The organism is Pyxidicoccus sp. M15 (assembly GCF_056858435.1).
Window position 1 is genome coordinate 6,920,368 of the sequence record NZ_CM166495.1, and the last position, 17,547, is coordinate 6,937,914.

10 protein-coding genes and 3 pseudogenes are annotated in these 17,547 nt (G+C 65.1%); 6 read left to right on the plus strand and 7 right to left on the minus strand.

The features are described 5' to 3' along the window. Nucleotides 1–172 precede the first annotated feature (172 nt). Nucleotides 173–304, minus strand: coding sequence for a DUF5953 family protein (locus tag ACX9TP_RS25490; protein ID WP_482973215.1), 132 nt, complete (start codon nt 302–304; stop codon nt 173–175). A gap of 92 nt (nt 305–396) precedes the next feature. On the opposite strand from ACX9TP_RS25490, the gene ACX9TP_RS25495 reads away from it, so the two are divergent. After that, on the plus strand, nt 397–5,139 hold the full coding sequence (locus ACX9TP_RS25495; RefSeq protein ID WP_482973216.1) for a metallophosphoesterase: 4,743 nt from the start codon (nt 397–399) through the stop codon (nt 5,137–5,139). A gap of 104 nt (nt 5,140–5,243) precedes the next feature. Continuing rightward, nucleotides 5,244–5,444 (plus strand): annotated as a pseudogene (locus tag ACX9TP_RS25500) (DNA polymerase beta superfamily protein); the annotation flags it as partial. Between the two features lie 133 nt (nt 5,445–5,577). Here the strand turns inward: ACX9TP_RS25500 and ACX9TP_RS25505 are convergent. The 5 genes and pseudogenes from ACX9TP_RS25505 to ACX9TP_RS25525 form a co-directional block, all read right to left on the minus strand. After that, nucleotides 5,578–6,906, minus strand: coding sequence for an SAP domain-containing protein (locus tag ACX9TP_RS25505; RefSeq protein ID WP_482973217.1), 1,329 nt, complete (start codon nt 6,904–6,906; stop codon nt 5,578–5,580). A gap of 11 nt (nt 6,907–6,917) precedes the next feature. Further along, complete coding sequence (locus tag ACX9TP_RS25510; RefSeq protein WP_482973218.1) at nt 6,918–7,904, minus strand: PD-(D/E)XK motif protein; 987 nt, start codon at nt 7,902–7,904, stop codon at nt 6,918–6,920. Continuing rightward, nucleotides 7,901–9,985 carry a Z1 domain-containing protein gene (locus ACX9TP_RS25515; protein WP_482973219.1) on the minus strand — a complete coding sequence of 695 codons (2,085 nt, stop codon included), beginning with the start codon at nt 9,983–9,985 and terminating at the stop codon, nt 7,901–7,903. Before ACX9TP_RS25515 ends, ACX9TP_RS25510 begins: the two co-directional genes overlap by 4 nt. Nucleotides 9,986–10,271: 286 nt before the next feature. Next, a pseudogene (gene deoD / locus ACX9TP_RS25520) lies at nt 10,272–10,382 on the minus strand (purine-nucleoside phosphorylase); the annotation flags it as partial. A 146-nt stretch (nt 10,383–10,528) separates the two neighbouring features. Beyond that, nucleotides 10,529–11,768, minus strand: a pseudogene (locus ACX9TP_RS25525) (IS3 family transposase). Nucleotides 11,769–12,232: 464 nt separating this feature from the next. Here ACX9TP_RS25525 and ACX9TP_RS25530 point away from each other — a divergent pair. The 4 genes from ACX9TP_RS25530 (at nt 12,233) to ACX9TP_RS25545 (ending at nt 16,154) form a co-directional block, all read left to right on the plus strand. Continuing rightward, nucleotides 12,233–13,654: an McrB family protein gene (locus ACX9TP_RS25530; protein WP_482973220.1), complete on the plus strand. Its 1,422-nt coding sequence runs from the start codon at nt 12,233–12,235 to the stop codon at nt 13,652–13,654. A gap of 8 nt (nt 13,655–13,662) precedes the next feature. Beyond that, nucleotides 13,663–14,850, plus strand: coding sequence for an McrC family protein (locus ACX9TP_RS25535; RefSeq protein WP_482973221.1), 1,188 nt, complete (start codon nt 13,663–13,665; stop codon nt 14,848–14,850). Nucleotides 14,851–14,912: 62 nt separating this feature from the next. Then, entirely contained in the window at nt 14,913–15,293 is a 381-nt protein-coding gene (locus tag ACX9TP_RS25540; protein WP_482973222.1) for a very short patch repair endonuclease, read from the plus strand. A gap of 36 nt (nt 15,294–15,329) precedes the next feature. Then, complete coding sequence (locus ACX9TP_RS25545; RefSeq protein ID WP_482973223.1) at nt 15,330–16,154, plus strand: hypothetical protein; 825 nt, start codon at nt 15,330–15,332, stop codon at nt 16,152–16,154. Between the two features lie 108 nt (nt 16,155–16,262). Here the strand turns inward: ACX9TP_RS25545 and ACX9TP_RS25550 are convergent, their stop codons facing one another. Then, nucleotides 16,263–17,495 (minus strand): DNA cytosine methyltransferase, encoded by a 1,233-nt coding sequence (locus ACX9TP_RS25550; protein ID WP_482973224.1) that lies wholly within the window; start codon nt 17,493–17,495, stop codon nt 16,263–16,265. Nucleotides 17,496–17,547 lie beyond the last annotated feature (52 nt).

A 17,547-nucleotide genomic window follows, 5' to 3' on the forward strand; every position in this document is an offset into this window, starting at 1 on the left:
CAGGTGGCCTTCGACGGAGGCTGCTGGGTGGAGCAACCCTTGATGATCGCAGAGGCGTGCTCAGAAAGCGGCTACGTGCTCCGCAAGGGCAAGTGCTACACCCCCGTCCTCGAACCTCGCCGGAAGGAGTTGCCTACTTCCAGCCCCGCGAAGGCTCGCTGAGCCGCTCCCTTCAGCGCGAAGAGAGGCGCCCGCCAATAGCCGGGAAGTGCTCATAGGCGCGCAGAAGCACGTCCAGGTGCGCGAGCTTGTTGAGTTCCAGCGGGACTTCGTCGAATTTTGCGCCCGGAGTCCACCGATGCATGCTTGGGCCTAGCGCTCTCTCCTGGGGTCAACGTGGCTCGGCTGGGCTGGCTTCATCTTTCGGATCTTCTGATTGGACCTCGTGGCTCACGGTTGCTTCAGCCCGAGTACCGCGATGCCTTCGAGCAGGATCTGCGAGGGCTGCACTCGAAATCGGGGCCTTGGGACGTGGTGCTCATCTCGGGCAACCTCACGCGGACAGGAAGCTTGCGCGAGTTTGGCTTACTGGACTCCACGCTGGACTCGCTCTGGAAGTATCTGAACAGCCTGGGCTCGGATCCCACTTTGTTCGTGGTGCCCGGCGGCAGTGACTTCCAGGGGCCCCGTTCTTCCTTGAGGCCGCTGGGCGAGCTAGGGCACCCGTTCTGGTTCGCCCAGGTGAGAGGGGCGTTCCAGGGCGAAGGAGCCGACCATCTCAAGCAGGTCGTCGAGGGCGGACTCGCGTCCTTTTCAGACTGGTCCTCCAAGTGGCGGCAGGACCACTCCTCCCCCAGGCTCCAAGCCTTCCACCAAGGCCTGCTGCCAGGAGATTTCTTCGCTACCTTGAGCGCGGAGAAGCTGAAAGTGGGCGTGGTGGGCCTCAACTCCCTGTTCCGAATCGGCCCCGGGGACCCTCAGGAAAGTATGCATGGGATTGACCTGAAGCAGCTTGAGGCGGCCATGGAGCATGGGGCTCAAGACTGGGCCGATGGGCATGACCTGCTGCTGCTGCTGACGCATCAGCCTCCGGCTGGCCTCCAACGCCACTCACTGAAGCAGCTCCTGGACACGGTGGTGCCGACGTCCGGCTTTGCCCTGCACCTGTGTAGCGGAGGGGGGCAACGCTCGACCTGGCCTCTTGAGATGGCGAGGCGGACACTCCCGCTCCCCGTCAGGTCCCTCTTCGGGCTGGAGGGCGAAGAGAAAGGCGCCTCAGGTCTCTGGGGCTATTCCGCAGGAGCCGTGGACCTCGAGGACTCTCACCGGGAAGGGCGGATCCGGTTCTTTCCTCGCAGTGGGTGGGCCTCGGAATCAGCGGGCGCAGTCATCGTGGCACCGGATCCTTCAGGGGCGCTGGATGAGGACGAGGCGTACGTGATGCCCCTGAGCCTTTTCCGCGCGGAAGAGCCGGAAGTCATTAACGAAGAGCCCCCTCCCACCGGCCAAGGCTTGAACGTTGCGGACAGTACGGATTTCCGGGTCGTCGAGAGGACACCGGAGCAGAACCAGAGTGCCGCCGGGGTGAGCTTTCAGAGGATGTTGCGCACCGGTCGAGAAGGGGTGCGTGCATTGGCCTGGTCCCCCTCTGGAGACGCGCTCGCGGCGGGCCTGTCCGATGGGCGCCTCGTGTACTGGAAACCGGGAGACGAGACTCCCCGATGGACGATTCAGGCTCATACGTCGGGGATCCTGGACCTCTGCTTCTTGCGCAATGGTCAGGAAGTGGCGTCCATCTCTCGCGACCAGACTCGCCTCTGGTCCACCAAGAATGGTGAGGAGATCCACGTCCGCTCTCTGGCCAAAAACCAGGGCGGCACCTTGGCATGGGCGCCCAGCGACACACTGGCCGTGGGTGGACAGGACGGAGTCATCCAATTCCTGGAGACATCCACCCAAGAGCGGCGTATCAACCTGACCCTCGATACCAATTTGAGCAAACTCTCTTGCATGGCCTGGGCACCGGACGGACGCACTCTGGCGGTCTGTGAAGGAGTTGGCCCCAGGCTGATGCTCTGGGCTGCCAGTGCCAAGGCAGATGGCAGCGGCCAGGTGCGGATGAACCATCTGGGCCATGAGGGAAAGATTCTCGACATGGCCTGGATGCCAGCATCCCCTCTTCTTGCCACGGCTGGCCGGGACCGGTCCTTGCGCATCTGGGATACCCAGCACTCCAAGCAGGTGGCGATGCTACAGGCCCACACGGATGCGGTCCTCGGCGTCTCGTTCTCTTTTGATGGACGGCTGCTTGCCTCCAAGTCGCTCGATGGGACGGTGCGCCTCTTTCGGACGGATATCTGGGAGGAGGTCGCTCAGTTCGAGGATCCGGTTTCGCCAATACTGCTCCGGAGAGGGGTTGCCTTCTCTCCCACGAGCCACCTGCTGGCCACGATGGGGGCGGGTGGCCGCGCGGTGCGGCTCTGGGACCTCGACGTCGAGGTCCTGCTCACCCATCGTCCGAAGTCCACCACCGTCCATACCGTGAGCGCCAAGGTCGTGCTGGTGGGAGAGGGGCGTGCTGGCAAGAGCTGCCTGGCGCTGCGCATGGCCCAGGACGAGTACCAGGCGCTGGACTCCACGCATGGGATGCAGTTCTGGACGCTCCCAGCGGAGGCACCTCACTCCGAGGGGGGCGCTCCGGACGGGATGCAGCACGAGCTCATCCTGTGGGACATGGGCGGACAGGCGGAGTACCGGCTCGTGCACCAGCTCTTCCTGAGGGACTCGACTGCGGCCCTGATGGTGATGGAGCCCGGGCGTGGCCAGGCCGCCCTGGACGAGCTGGAGGGCTGGAACCAGCACCTGGTGGAGCAGACGCGCGAGCGGACCGTCCGTAAAATCCTGGTCGGCACCAAGGTGGATGATGAGCATGCACCGGTGCACGAGCTGTCCATTCAGCGCTTCGTGAAGCAGCACCAGTTAGTGAACTACGTGCTGACCAGCGCACGGACCGGCCGGGGCATCCCCGAGCTGAAGGCCGCCCTGTCTCGGGCCATCAACTGGGAGGACATGGAGAAGATCAGCCAGCCCAAGCTCTTTCAACGCCTGCGAGAGCACATCCAGCGGTTGCGCGAGGCCAAGCGGGTGGTGCTCACCTTCCCCGATCTGGAGGACGAGCTGCGCCGCGAGGACAAGGAGTTGTTCGATCCGCTGGCGCTGCGCGCCGTGGTGGCTCAGCTGGCGCGGCAGGGACTGGTCGCCGACACTCGGATGGCGGACGGCACGCGAGCGCTGATCCTTGAGGTGGAGCAGGTGGAGCGCTACGCGGGCTCTCTCATCCTGGCCGCACGGGACAACCCCCACGGGGTCCCCGCCATCGACATGGCGAAGATGCAGTCCACCACGACGCACTTCCCGCGCATCAAGCAGGAGGCGAGGTTGCGCCGTGACCAGGAGCTTATTGTACTCGACTGCGTCACACAGCTGCTGCTCGAGCACGGGCTGTGCTTGAGGCACGAGGGGCTGCTGATCTTCCCCACGCTCTTCCAGCCCACCCAGGAAGAGACAGGAACCGACTTCCCGCATGCCGTCTCGCTCCTGTACGACTTCTCCGGGGCCATCGACAACGTCTATGCCTCGCTCGTCACCTCGCTGGCCATCAGCCAGCGCTTCGGTTCACTGCGGATGTGGAAGAACCGCGCCGAGTTCGGGCGCGCGGGGGATGATGCCTCGGGCGTGCGCCGGGTCCAACAGGCCGGCCAAGGAGCCCGGGGACAGGCGCGGCTCGACGTCTACTTCGCCGCCAACACGCCCCAGTCCACGAGGGATCTCTTCGTGAGCTTCATCGAGGAGCACCTGCGTGAGCAAGGCGTGGACCTGATGGAGAAGCTGGACATCACCTGTGTATGCGGGCGGGTGTTCGCGGAGGACATCGTCCAGGCCCGCTTCGACGCGAGGAAGGCGGATATCATCTGCCCGGCCTGTGAGCACCGGACACCGCTGACCCTGGGCGCACAGCAGGCGCAGGCGCGCAACCCGGAGCTCGTCGGTCAGCTCCGGGCGCTTCGTACCCACATCCGTGATCAGCGCTCCCAGAGCATCGCGGAGACGAAGGTGAGCATGACAGAGGCGCAGCGGGTGCCCCTGCGGCAGGACACGCCCATCCGCATCCTCCACCTGAGTGATCTACACGTGGGGGCCGGGGACGACGCGATGTCGCTGCTTGAGCCGCTGAAATCCGACCTGCGCGATGTACAAGACGGCCTGGGAGTGGAGCGGCTGGACTACTTGGTCATCTCCGGGGACATCACCAACCGGGCGACGCCCGAGGAGTTCGAGCGGGCGCGCGAGCTGGTCTCCAAGCTCAACGAGGAGTTCGGGGTGACGTCCGAGCGGTGCATCATCGTTCCAGGCAACCACGATCTGCACTGGGACACCGAGGGAGCCTATACCTACAAGAAGAAGCGGCTAGTGAGTGCGGCTGAGCTGAAGCCGGGCCGGTATCACGAGCAAGAGGACGGTTACCTCATCCGCGACGAGGCCCGATACCCGGAGCGCTTCCGGAACTTCTCTCAGCACTTCTATCATCCGCTGATCCAGAAGGAGTACCCACTGCATCCCGAGCAGCAGTGCATCCCCTCTTTGTTCAGCGAGACGCGTCTGCAGTTCCTGGCGATGAACTCGGCCTGGGAGATTGACGAGTACTTCCAGGAGCGCTCCAGCATGCATCCCGGAGCCTTGGCCCGAGGGATCCAGACCGCGCGGCAGCAGATCCAGAGCGCGTGCGAGAAGGGTACACTCGCTGATGCCAAGGTGCTGCGCATCGCCGTCTGGCATCACCCCATCACGGGCAACGAGAAGATCCAGAGTGACGCCTTCATGGAGCAGTTGGCGCAGCAGGATGTGCGTGTCTGTTTGCACGGCCACGTCCACGAGGACCGAACGGCCATGGTCAACCACCTCCACCCAAAGCGGAAGATCCACATCGTGGGAGCTGGCAGTTTCGGCGCCCCTACGTACCAGCGTCCGGAGTCGGTGCCGCGCTTGGTCAACCTCCTGGAGGTGAGCAGGGACCTGCGTCAGCTCCGGGTTCGCACCCGCTGCCTACGGAAGCAGGCTGGGGCCTGGGAAGGTTGGGCCGTCTGGCCGGGACCAACTCGGGACGAGAGGCGCACGTACTACGACGTGGAGCTGCCCTGACTGGGCTTGCCGACGACTTTCGCCGGGATGCCCACGGCCGTGACGCCGTCCGACACGTTGCTCAACGTTTCGCCCACGAGGGCTCGGACACGGACTCGCGCGGCGTGTTCGCCCTGCCGCCGTCCTGGACGTGGGGGATGGATGAAGCGCCGAGGGAGCTCGCCAGCGCCGATGGCAGCACCACCTACAGGGAGTTCCGCAAGGTCATCGACCAAGCGCTCCGCGCGGATCCGAACACGCTGGAGCTGCTCTCCGTACCGTTGGTGCGCGCCAAGGATGTCCTCGGTGAATGGCTGCTGGCCGAGCGCGAGGCCTTCGTCTCGCGCAACAGCTTCGGCCGCTTCGGCCGCTATGCGCCCGAGTCCCACGACTATGCCTCTGGAGATCCGGAGGGCGAGCCGGAGAGAACAGCTCCACCGTGGTCGAGTTCGTCGGAGCTCAGTGATGGGGGCCCTTCGGGGGGCTTCCCGCGACCCCGGGCTCGACGGGAGCATGGGTATCGGCGTCTGCTCTGTCTGGGGGATGTAGGGCCGCTGCCCCCAACTGCTGCCCGTGCGTGTTCGCCAGTGCCTGTGGCGGTTTGGCGAACAGATCCAGAAGCCGTTGAATCTTCTCCCGCTTCGGCCCACCCGTCTTCAGCCGGCTCTTGGTCAGAACCGCTTCGAGCTGCTTCAAGTCGAGCTTCATGAGCAGTGACACCTCGCCGTGGAGCGAGTCCCAGAGCAACTGCACGAGTTGCTCCTTCGAGCCCGTCACGCGACTCGCGTCGATCCCAGAAAGGATGTCTGTCAGGTCCTGGCTGCGAAAGGCTCCAAAGAGAGCTTCGAAGGCGTCCTGCGTCAGAACGCGGGGCTCACGCGGCGGTGGTGGCGGCTCGGCCGGCTTCGGCCGGATGTCATGGTCAAGCGCGAAAGAGCGCACGAGCCGCGTGATGAGCTCCTCCTTCGCACCGGTGGCACTCAGCCCGAGGTCACGACACAGCTCGCGCAGCGACGGGAGCGACATGGCCGCAAGGACTTCGGACGGCTGTACGTAGTTGTCCACCAACCGCTGAGACTTCTCGTCCTTCGTCCCTGTCGCCCGAAGCTCCGCAGCGGAAAGAGCGGCACTCGTATCGTTGCCGCTCAGTCGCTCGTAGAGTCGTCTCCGGGCAGAGGCACTGGCCTCAAGCCCCAGTACTTGCCGGGCGATCGCGACGAGATCTTCCGGGAACATCAGCCATTGCTTGGCAACGTAAGCCAGCCCACCCGAGCGCAGTCCGGTGGATGCCGCCAGGAAGGCGTGATCCGTATTCCAGAACGAATGGAACTCCTCGTGGTGCTCGATGAGGAAATGTTCCACCTGGCGGATCTTGAGCTCTCGGCGGAGCACTCCGAGCAGCTGCGCCTCGGATGGATCGATCTCAAGCTCGTTTCTGCGTGCCTCAAGCAGAACCCGCCGGTAGATGGAGATGCCGTTGTCCCTGGCCAGGATTTGTCCGCTGCTGACCTGCCGAGCAAGGTCCAGCGTGTCCTTCAGGGCACTCTCCTTGAGGCCGTCGAGCGGAATGGCGTGCCCCTCGGCTTCCAGGAGCCGCTCAAGGATCCGGAAGGTAGGCGGCTGGAGATTGTAGATGGTCTCCCGGACGTGCTTGGGACTGCGCAGCACGTTCTCAAGGTTTACGCACATCACGGCACGGTTCTCCGCTTCACCCACCTCCAGGTGTTCGTGCGCGAGGCCGTCGAGCGTGTCCTGATCCAGACCGGTGAGAAGATCCACGAGTCGCATGGGGGCTGTCCTCAAATGGTATCGGCAAGCGTACCGAGACCAAATCGTCCCAATGCGCTCAGCAAGGCTTCGCCTTCGAGATGAGGTGTGTCGTGGAGGTGGACTTCGTACCGGACCGCCGACACACCGGGATCCATTCCGTGGATCCGCGGGACTTTCGAGACGAGGAAGAGCATCGGCGAGAGCAGCACTCTGTACCGATTCGATGCGGCCTGGACAGTAGCCAACGACATTCCATGCCGAGCCAGCGCATCGAGAAGCGGCGCCGCATCCGAAAGCTGGCCGACGAGCACCTGCACGAGCTCGGCGACGCTCTGACCCGCGGCGTGACGCTCAGCGGTAATCGAGAGCAGAAACCCCGCGTCGTCGAAAGCAGAGCCTTGGGTGACCGAGACATGGTGGACGCCGGGCCGGCGCGAGGCCTTCACTTCCAGCCTTCTATCCTCGACGAAGAAGTCGAAGGTTCCCCCATCGCTCCCCCGCCATCCTCGCGCGAGAGCATCCGCCTTGGAACTCTGAGTCAGCGTCCAGAGTTCACCCCACAGCCCCAGCTCCTCCAGTTCATTCAAGGGACGTGGAGGCGCGAAGAACCGGTTCCATCGTTGCAGCAACGAGATGACGAGCTCGGTGCTAGGTGCCGTCGCCGATGAGAGCAAACTGGCCAGCTCCGCGCCGAGCGATGCGAACACGTCCAGAAAGCGGCCCTCGGAGCAGGCAATGGACAGGGCCCCTGCGGAGAACTGCTGCCCGCCGAGATCGAAGTCCACAGAAGGATGCTCGTTGACCCTAAGGGCACGCGTCACGAAGCCTTCGATGGGCTTGCCCGGGAGATCCGTGACCAGGATCGTGGCGTCCTTGGCAGGGCTGAGTGCGACCAACATCCGGGCCGGGCCTACCGCGACCTTGTCGACGACATGGTAGGTCTTGTCGCCCGAGCAAGGTGTCGCAGCAACTGCCGCTCCGAGCAGGCGCCGAAAGTCCGAAGCCGCCCAGCTCATTCGTCCGAGCCAGCGCCGTCGTCGCCGTCATTGAACACGTGCGCTGGGAGATCCTCGCGCTCGGGCAGGATGAGCTCCGGAAAGATGTATGGGAAGCCGATATTGACTGGAACGGTCTTCCCAATCATCTCCAGTTTCTGCGAGTCGTCCTTGAAGATGCAGAGGACGGGGAGACCCGCCGCACGCAGCTTCCTGAGTTCTTCACCACCCACCATGCCTTCGGTCAGCCTCTTGCGCTTGGCGGTACGTGCGTACAAATACCCTCGGTTGTCGAAGATCGGTGCGGAACTCTCCAGAACGCTCTTGATCGCTTTTGGATCCCACTGCCTCGTCCCAAAGTTTTCGTAGGGCAGGTAGTCCAGCGCGGCGATGATCTCCTTGAGACTGATGGAGTGGAGCGCATCGATCTCGATCTCCTCGAACTTTCCTTTCGGGAAAAGCGCCCCGACTCTCTCAAGGGCCTTCTTGTGCTCTGCGGCTGCGTTCTTCTCGCGGAACATGGGAGCGGCGGGATAGAGGTGCTCACCGGGCATGTACGCCTCGACGTGAGACGTATCGATCACGGCGGTTCGAGTCGCGCGTAGCTTCCCCGCGACCTGGACCGGCACCTTGGCGCGCGTGCTGTTGCTCCCCAGCAGCTCCCGGAGCCGCTCCTCGGCAGCGCAGATCTGATGGAAGCGCAGAGCCTGGAGCTCAGGGACGAACACCCGCAGGAAGGGACTCCCCGCAGCGCGATAGCCGAACATCCGCGCATGCTGGAGCATCGTGTCCATCTGCGCGATCTTCGCGGAGCGCAGGTAGTAGGTGACCAGCAGGTTGTCGATGGTGAGGCCGCGCCCCAGGATGTTCCCACCAACGATGAAGTTGAGCTTCGGCCCGAAGTTCGCGTCGTCCTGCTCCGAGTTGACGACCTTCACCTCGCGGTTGCGCAGCCGGTGCCGTACATATCCCTCGACGCTCTCCAGGGAAGGCAGGGAGGAGACGCTGCGTGACAGCTCCTGGAGACCCCGCTGCAAGGCTACTCGGGCGACCTTCCCATCTCCCCGGAGGGAGTCATAGATCTCCATGAGCAGTTCGCGCACCCGGGTGGCGGCGATCTTGTGGTCGTCCTTCCGGACGCTGGTGTGACAGAGGTAGTTCTGAGCGCTGAACTTGGACTTCCCATCGGCCAGTCCCTGGGCCGCCGCCGCAACGAGGAAGTAGTACAGCGAGTTGCGCAAGCCCTCGGGCGTCTCGCCGTTGCCGAGCCGGTCGGCTTCGTCGGTCGCCAGGTAGACGAGGGGCGCGCGCCCTTCGTCGACCACGTCTTTCTTGAAGAAGAACTCACCGCCCGTGTAGCCCTGCCCTGGCTCAAGCACCTCGGTGAAAAGCGGGCGCAGCGGACTGTCCGTGTTCTGGAGGAGCAGCGCGTACGGTGTCGCGGTCACCTGCAGGTAGAGATGGTGACGAAGCGTCTGGCGGATAGAGAGCCCCTGCTCCCCAACACGCTCGTTGATGTTCGTCTTGGAGTAGATCGCACTCGCAGGTGGCTCCGTTGCCTTACCGGCTGCGCGCGCGCGAGAGCGTGCGGCAACGCTGGTGTCGAGCGAGGCCTGGTCCGCCTCGTCGTCGAGGATCAACGCCGGGTAGTTCGCCGCTCCCACCTCCCGGAGGAACTCGACGAAAGTAGAGAGGTGAGAGGTGTTCTTCGCGGTGATCAGCACCAGCCCCGCTTCGGCAATCGACGCGCGCACGTGAGCGGCGTCGGAGAGCCAGGAGCCGATGTCGGTCGACTCCTTCACCACCACGCCCTGGAGGATGCCAAACCGATTGGCGGTCTGCTTCACGAGGCTCACGTTGTCCGACGTGAGCACGACGATGACCCGGAAGCCGTTGTCGATCGCCATGGCGGCGGTGGTGATCATTGCGAGCGTCTTGCCGCTCTGGACCCGGCCGTACAGCAATCCCGTGGGATAGCCCTCACGCAAAGGAGGGGCGGCCGAGGCTCGCCCGGTGTTGGCGGGCCCCACCTCGCCGCGGCCCACATTGGCCTCGTAGTGCTGTAGGATTGAGGTCATCAGCCGCGTGACCTGCTGCTTCACGCGCTCAAGCGTCTCCTCAGGCATCCCCTGAGAGTCGCCTGCTCCTGCCCTCAGCGCGCCCAGGGTCTCCAAGAGGACCGGCCCGTCGATGCGAGGCAAGAGCGTGGGCTCCGCTGCATTGACCGTGGCCGTACCAATCGCTCCACTCACCGTTGTCTCTCCTTGGAAAGCACGCTCAGCTCCCCACGAACGAGCCTACATTGTGGGGATCCGTGGACAGGATGCGCTCTCGCCCCCTGAGAGCGATTATCTCCAGTTCAGCAAGGCAAGCAAGTGATGGGGGTTGCTAGGCGCTCTCCGCCACGGCGACGTCCAGCGCGAGTTCGATCATCTCGTTGAAGGACGTCTGGCGCTCCGCCTGAGACAGCGCCTCGTGGGTGCGGATCTGGTCCGACATTTGGGCGCACCACGAAGGAAGAGGCCGACGGCGGTGTGCTCCATCGCTCCATCCAGGCCCAGGAGGAGACCTGCTTCTTACTCCTGGCAGAGGTCACCCAGCAGGCTGTACCGCACCGGATTGTTGAGACACCAGATTGGTCGTAATCAGGCCGCTCGCTTCGACTGCATCAGCTCTCGCCGGGCCTGACTCGGCGAGAGGAAGTTGTGGTGCTCCAGCAGCCAGTGCTCGTTGTACCGGTGGGCCCACTCCAGCAGGGCCTTCCGGAGTTCCTCCACGGTGGAGAAGGTGCGCACCCAAAGCAGCTGCTCCTTGAGGGTGCGGATGAAGCGCTCGGCGCAGCCGTTGCCCTCGGGGCTGCGGACGAAGGACGGACTGGATTCGGCTCCCAGGAAGCGCAGGTCGTTCTGGAAGGCATCGCAGGTGTACTGGCTGCCGTTGTCGTGGCGGATGGACAGCCCCGTTGCCACGCCCCGGCCGTACGCACCGAAGCGAGCCTTGACGCCCTGGCGGATGGGCTCGAGGGCCTCGAAACGGGTGCCTACATTGGCCGCGTGGATGCCGACGCACTCGGCGGTCCCGTGGCCGATGGCAATGAAGACGGTCGCTTGGCCTTCCAGCGCGGTTACGGTGCAGGTGGCGTCGGTGCCCCACATGACGTCAGGCTTGTCGGTGGTGATGGTGCCGTCGTGGTAGCGCGGCCCGAGCACCCGGCGGGCACGGCCCGGTGCCAGTAGCCCCGCCTGGCGCATCAGCCGCAGGCAGCGGGCCTTCGAGGTGCGCACGGCCTGAGCGCGCAGCCGAGCCCATACCTTGCGGTGCCCCTCGCCCAGGAAAGGCGAGCGGGTCAGCACGCCACGGATGGCCTCCAGCAGCGCCTCATCCGTCAGTGCCGTCTTGGGACCGCGCCGGGCCGCCGGAGGGAGCGATGTCTGCCGACGGGCGCGATGCCGGTACACCGTGGCGCGAGGCACGCGCCAGGTGGCCGTCACGAGCGCCAGTCCGTACGGCTTGCCGCTGGAAGGCGAGAGACTGGCGCTCATCCTCTCGACTTCCTCCAGGGAAAACCGGGGCGTTGCCCTCCAGCAGCCGCGCCTTCTCGGCGAGCAGCTCGTTCTTCATCATCAGCTCGCCCACCATGGCCTTGAGCCGCAGCACCTCATCGTCCGCTTGCTCCGGCTCACGGCTCTTGAGGTTGGCCTCGGCCCCAGCCAGGAACTTCTCCCGCCACTCGCTCAGCACCGCCGCGGTGACGCCCAGCTCCCGAGACAGCGCGTCGAGTTCTTCGCCCTTGAGCAGTCCGAGTACGGCCTCCTTCTTCCGCTTCGCCGAGAACCGACCGCGCTCCGCCGTCCTGTCCTGCTTCTGCTGCTTCTTCACATCCACCTCACGAGGGGGAGGTTATTCCCCCAGAGAGGTGTCTCAAGAAATCCTGGGGTGGAGGAGACCCGCGCCCCCTCGATGGATAATCCCGAGAAGAAGAGCAGTCCTCACTGGAAGCTCGTGGGCAACGCGGTAAGTGGCCCTGTGGCGGAGTGGGTCGACAAGCGGCTGCGCGAGCCAGAAACGTACGACCCGAGTCGGGAAGTGCCAGTGAAAGGACTCAAGTGACCGCGTGCGACCTGGGGAGAGAACGGCAAGGTGGTAGGATGCCTGCTCTCCAAGTGGCCGGTGGCTATCATGGGGCCGGCCTCGGTTGCTTCATCAAGTACGAGCCCAGCCCCTTATCCGCTCGGGCGACCGTCGGTTTCCTGTCGCAGGCCCGGAAGAGCGGCCTTCATTTCGAGCCCGGTTTTCTGGACGCGGTCGAAGCGCACCTCAACGTATGCTGAAGCTGGAGGCGCTCTCGCGTGACTCGCAACGTGGCAGGGAAGGAACAGGCTGAGCTCGACCGCATCCTGCGCGCAGTTCCGGACCACAGCGCCCGGACTGAATCGCGCTACGATGACCTGAAGGGCTGGTTCTCCCGCGCGCTCGGCATTCCCGAGGATGCGATGAAGGCCACCTTCATCAGTGGCGGAAAGCAGGTAGGCCCCCGGCTCCTCACGCCGGGCATCCAGAGGACTCGTCCCCGGCTCACCATTGCCGTGCTCGGGCGGCTCCACGAGTTGGAGGCTTGCTTCGAGCGTGTCCAGTTCGAGGTCGGCTCCGGCGCCGAGCACTCCATGGGCGCTCTCGTCCTGGTCGGGGCCCTCGACGAGCCGCCCTGGCGCGTCGCCGGCCTAGTCGAGCCGGAGGGTGGCCCCTTCGAGAAGCGGCTGCGTCCCCTTTTCCCTGGGCTGGAAGTCCACCGCCCCGCCGCGGCGGGCCCCCAGGCAACCGCCCGGGACGGGAAGGTGGACTACACCGCAGCGGCTCAGCACGGGCTTCCGCTTCCGCAGGCAGGCGAAGTGGCACCGCGCGCGCTCGGGGGCCGCTCGGATATGACTGCGCTTGCGGACGCGCTCGGTGTCCCTCCCCCCTGGCTGGAGGAAGTGCGCGCCAGCCTCCAGGAGAAGAAGGCGCTCGTTTTCTACGGGCCCCCGGGCACGGGCAAGACGTTCATCGCTCGCCGACTTGCCGAGTCCCTCCAGCCCCGTCCCGAGCTCCGCGCCTTCGTCCAACTCCATCCGAGTTACGGCTACGAGGACCTCTTCGAGGGCTATCGGCCTGTGCCGAGCACCAGGGGCATCTCGCTCGCCAAGAGACCGGGACCGCTCCGCAAGCTCGTCGAGCAGGCCGAGAAGAACCCATCGGAGACGGTGGTGCTCGTGCTCGACGAGATGAACCGGGGCAATCTGCCGAAGGTGTTCGGCGAACTCTTCTTCCTGCTGGAGTACCGCGAAGAGAGCGTTTCGCTCATGTACTCACCCGACGAGCCCTTCAAGCTGCCCGCAAACCTCGTCGTCCTCGGGGCGATGAACACGGCCGACCGATCCATCGTCCTCCTCGACCAGGCGCTGCGGCGCCGCTTCGCGTTCATCTCCCTCTTCCCAGGTGAGCCCCCTGTCGACAGGATGCTGCGCACCTTCCTGTCGCGCAGAGTGCCGGAGATGGGATGGGTGGCGGACCTGCTCGACCTAGTGAACGAGAAGCTGGACGACCGCAACAGCGCCGTCGGGCCGAGCCACTTCATGCGGAATGACCTCTCCGAGGCCGTCCTCGGCCGCGTGTGGCGCCACAACATCCTCCCCACGCTGGAGGACCAATTCTTCTCGAACCGCCAGAGGCTCGACGACTTCGCCCTCCCGCGTCTCATCGAGGAGGCCCGCGAGCGCGCACGCGAGGAATGAGGACCGAGATGCGGACCATTTCCCTCGTCGAGCGCGGGACCACCTACGAGGTCGAACTCTCCGCGGAGGAGGTGCGCTTCCTCCGGAACTCCCGCGCCGGCGTCAGTGTGCTCGCGTCCGGAAAGGCGGGGGTGTACGACCTCGAAGCAAGCCAAGTGGTGGGCACGCTCGTCGGGCCCACGTTGCGCCTCCTCATCCAGCCCAAGCTCCCGGTGCGACGGGTCCTCTACCTGCTCGGGTACGTGCGGGGGGCTCTCCAGCTTGACGAGAAGACCACTCTCGGAGAGGCGGCCGAGCTCACCGAGGTCATGCAACTCCTCTACGCGAACGCCCTGGAGCGTGCCCTGAGGACGGGCCTCGTCCGTGGGTACGTATCGCACGAGGAGGAGTTGTCCGTGGTGCGCGGGCGCCTGGACGTAGGCACCCTGGTGCTCCGCAGATTCGGAGTCGTCCCTCCCCTCCCTTGCGCTTTCGACGAGCTCACAAGCGACACGGAGCCGAACCGCCGGCTGCTGGCAGCGGCCGTGCGCTTGGCGATTCTTCCCGGCGGCCGGCAGGACCTAGCGCGAAGGCTGCGTGAGCTCGTCCGGCGGCTGGAGGGCGTTCGCCTCGTGCATTACGGGCCGGGAATGCGGCGACTCCCTCCTGACCGGCGCTACGCATCCTTCGACGATGCGCTCGACCTCGCCGACCTGGTGTTGCGCAACTCCTCCATCGAGCTACGGGAGGGAGACGTCAGCACGACCGGCCTCCTCGTGGACATGGAGACGCTCTATGAGAGCTTCGTCTTCACCGCCCTCGGAGAGGTGCTCGCGTCACGAGGTCGGTGGGAGCGCCACCCCGTGGACGTGTACCTCGATCAGGCCCGCAGAGTGAAGCTGGAGCCAGACATCCTCTGGAGCTCGGCCCGCGGTACGCCTCGGCTCGTCGTGGACGCGAAGTACAAGGCCTCCCACCAGGGCACGCACGCGGACCTCTACCAGGCGCTCGCCTACTGCACCGCGCTCGGGCTCAGGACGGGGGTCCTCGTCTACGCGGAGACCCTGGAGGCCATCCATCATGTCTCGGCCGCAGGTGTCGCGCTCCACATCGTTCGCCTCGACCCGAATGGGGAGCCGGCCGAGTTGAGAGAACGGGCGCGCCAGCTCGCGGACCGCCTCGCCGGGCTCGTCGTCTCGGACAGGGTAGCCGCGTGACAACGACGCGGCTCCGCCCCGCAGGGGTTCCCGCTCCCTCCTCCCCGGAAGCGGAGCAGCGGATGAAGCGACAGAAGAGGCAGGACACCAGGCCCGAACTCGAACTGCGCTCCGCGCTCCATCGGCTGGGGCTCCGTTTCCGAGTGGGGCAACCCGTCGTGGGGACGCGCCGGAGGGCGGACGTCGTCTTCGCCAAGGAGCGTGTGGCAGTCTTCGTGGACGGCTGCTTCTGGCACGCCTGTCCGCTCCATGGAACCTACCCCAAGGCGAACGCGGATTTCTGGCGTGCGAAGCTCGCCGCGAATCAGGAGCGCGACCAGCGCACGGACGCGAGCCTCCGGGAAGCAGATTGGCTGCCAGTGCGAGTTTGGGAGCACGAGCCGATGGAGGAGGCCGCGGGGCGAGTCGCCGGCTTGGTACGTGGACGCCGAAGCAGCCGTTGAATTAGACGCCTTCTCGGTCTCGGGTACAGTCGCCGGATGCCGAAGAAGCAGGGCACACCAAAAGACCTCGCCTCCAGCGGCGCCTCGGCTGAAGCCGAGGGGCACCCTCTTGTCGGGTCGCTGAAGAGGGCGGGCTCCCGACCGGAAGTGTCCGCCCCCCGTGAGGCGAAGAAGAACTATGCGGAGCGCTTCTCGCGGGCCTTGGCGGCGGAGATGGCAGCTCGGCTACGGCCGGAGTTCACCGGGCGCCTGCTCACCGTCACCCCCACGGAGGATGAGCAGGAGCACGAGGCGTTGGTGAGTGGAGAGGGGGGCGCCAAGCGCGTGGACGTGGCCGTCTGGCACCGCCGCGATGGGCTGCTCCTGGACCTCTCCATCAAGACGTACTCGTTCCCCGACTGGGATCAACGCAAGAGGAGGGCTGGCCGCTACACAAAGAACATCGTCCGCAACGACCACGAGCTCCAAGCCGAAGCGGCCCGCATCCATCGGCGACAGCCGTACGCAGTCCTCGCAGGGGTCATGTTCATGCCGGTGGCATCTTGCGACGACGGACAGGTAGACAGGTCGTCGTTCGCGCATGCGGTCATGACCTTCAGGGAGCGCACTGGGCGCTCGGGCCCAGATGACCACAGGCACGACCGTTTCGAGCGGTTCTTCATCGCTCTGTACCACCACGATGGCTCGGAAACGGGCCGTGTCCGTTTCTTCGATGTGACTCGCCCCCCTCCGCGACAAGGCCGGCCAAAGAGCCAAGATACACTCAGCTTCTCAGAGATGATCGAGATGCTCGTGGCCGATGTGAGAAGGCGGAACACGCCCGAGCCGGAATGGGCAGAGCCCGAACCTGATGATGCGTAGCGGTCTCGCCCGCAGTACGTCGCTTACTGGAGTTGCCCCCGCCCTAACTGACCGGCATTGGTGCTAATGGAGCTCGGGTTGACGGCCTTCAACTGCTCCTTCAGTTCCTCAAGAGCCTGCTGCGACTGAGTCTTGTTCACGATCCGACTGCGCCGCCTCCCGAAGCATTTTGCGCAAGTGCGCCTCCAGTGCCTCCAAGAAGCCCTCTTCAAAGTGGAGGCTACTCGTGCGAGCCCGTTTGAGGAAACCTTCAGTCGCCCTGGCCGAAAGTGGCATGAGTGGATGCCGAAGAAAGCGGGCGAGACCGGGGGACTTTCGCCTGATTGGCCACTCCGAGACGTCTACCCGAACAACCCGCCCTTTTTCACCCCACGCTGCTCGGGGCCAGCGAGCAGTGGATGATAGGAGTGTCTCTGCGGTGGGTTCGTACTGCCCAGGCTCTCGCAACCGGGAGCCGACCCACTGCGCCACGGGCACACTCACAGCATTGCCGACGAGCTTCCAGCGGGGACCATTCTTGCGCGCCGGGGAGTCGACGGAGGGGGCAGTCCAATCCTCTGCGAAGCCTTGCAGGCGCTCAGCATCACGAATGTCGGGCGTGCCAACGAGGCCTGACGGCATCCAGATGGCCGGGGCCGAGGGAATGCCCAGCGTAGAGCCGCCCTTGATGGTGGGAATAGCATCCACCGCCCAGCCGAGCCCCTTGAGCCCCTCGGTCCAATAGAAGCCACACGGCCGGCCTCGAAAGTCGGGCACCTTGGGCTCACCTGCGTCATCAGCGAGAAGGACGTTGCGGGGATCGTCCGACCGAGAGGCCAACATCAACACGCGCTGGCGGCGCTGCGGAAGACCAAAGGCGCGCGTGTCGACTACGCGGTAGGCCCATCGATAGCCGAGTTCCTCGAGCGACGTGGTCAGGTAACGCATGGCGCTGCCCTGATCCAGGGACAGCATGAAGGACACATTCTCCAGCAGCAGCCATCGGGGCTTGGACGTCTTCAGCAGTCGGAAGACCTCGCTGACCAATCCGGAGCGGGAACCGCCGATGCCGGCCGTCCGCCCAGCTTGGCTCAGATCCTGGCAGGGAAACCCAGCAGCCACCAAATCCGCGTCCCGGAGGCTGCTCACATCACGGACATCGCGCTCCAGTGGCATGCCGACGAAGTGGGCCTTGAGCACTCGGGCAGCCGGTTCGTCGATTTCGCAAAGAAACGAGGCTTGGTGACCCTCCAGCTTGAGGCCGAGTTCCAACCCACCAATGCCTGCGAAGAGGCCGGCTACCTTCAAGCGGTCTCCCGTGAGCGGAAGCTCCAAAACCTGACCGGTGTCCTGCGGTGCCACATCCCTACCCCTCCTACCCCCTGCTCGCTTGGCACTCACGTCCACTCTCCTT

What these genes read in the sequence shown, in the direction of transcription:
- ACX9TP_RS25490 (WP_482973215.1), bottom strand. Translation starts at nt 304, where the DNA reads ATGCATCGGTGGACTCCGGGCGCAAAATTCGACGAAGTCCCGCTGGAA.
- ACX9TP_RS25505 (WP_482973217.1), bottom strand. Translation starts at nt 6,906, where the DNA reads ATGCGACTCGTGGATCTTCTCACCGGTCTGGATCAGGACACGCTCGAC.
- ACX9TP_RS25510 (WP_482973218.1), bottom strand. Translation starts at nt 7,904, where the DNA reads ATGAGCTGGGCGGCTTCGGACTTTCGGCGCCTGCTCGGAGCGGCAGTT.
- ACX9TP_RS25535 (WP_482973221.1), top strand. Translation starts at nt 13,663, where the DNA reads ATGCGGACCATTTCCCTCGTCGAGCGCGGGACCACCTACGAGGTCGAA.
- ACX9TP_RS25540 (WP_482973222.1), top strand. Translation starts at nt 14,913, where the DNA reads ATGAAGCGACAGAAGAGGCAGGACACCAGGCCCGAACTCGAACTGCGC.
- ACX9TP_RS25545 (WP_482973223.1), top strand. Translation starts at nt 15,330, where the DNA reads ATGCCGAAGAAGCAGGGCACACCAAAAGACCTCGCCTCCAGCGGCGCC.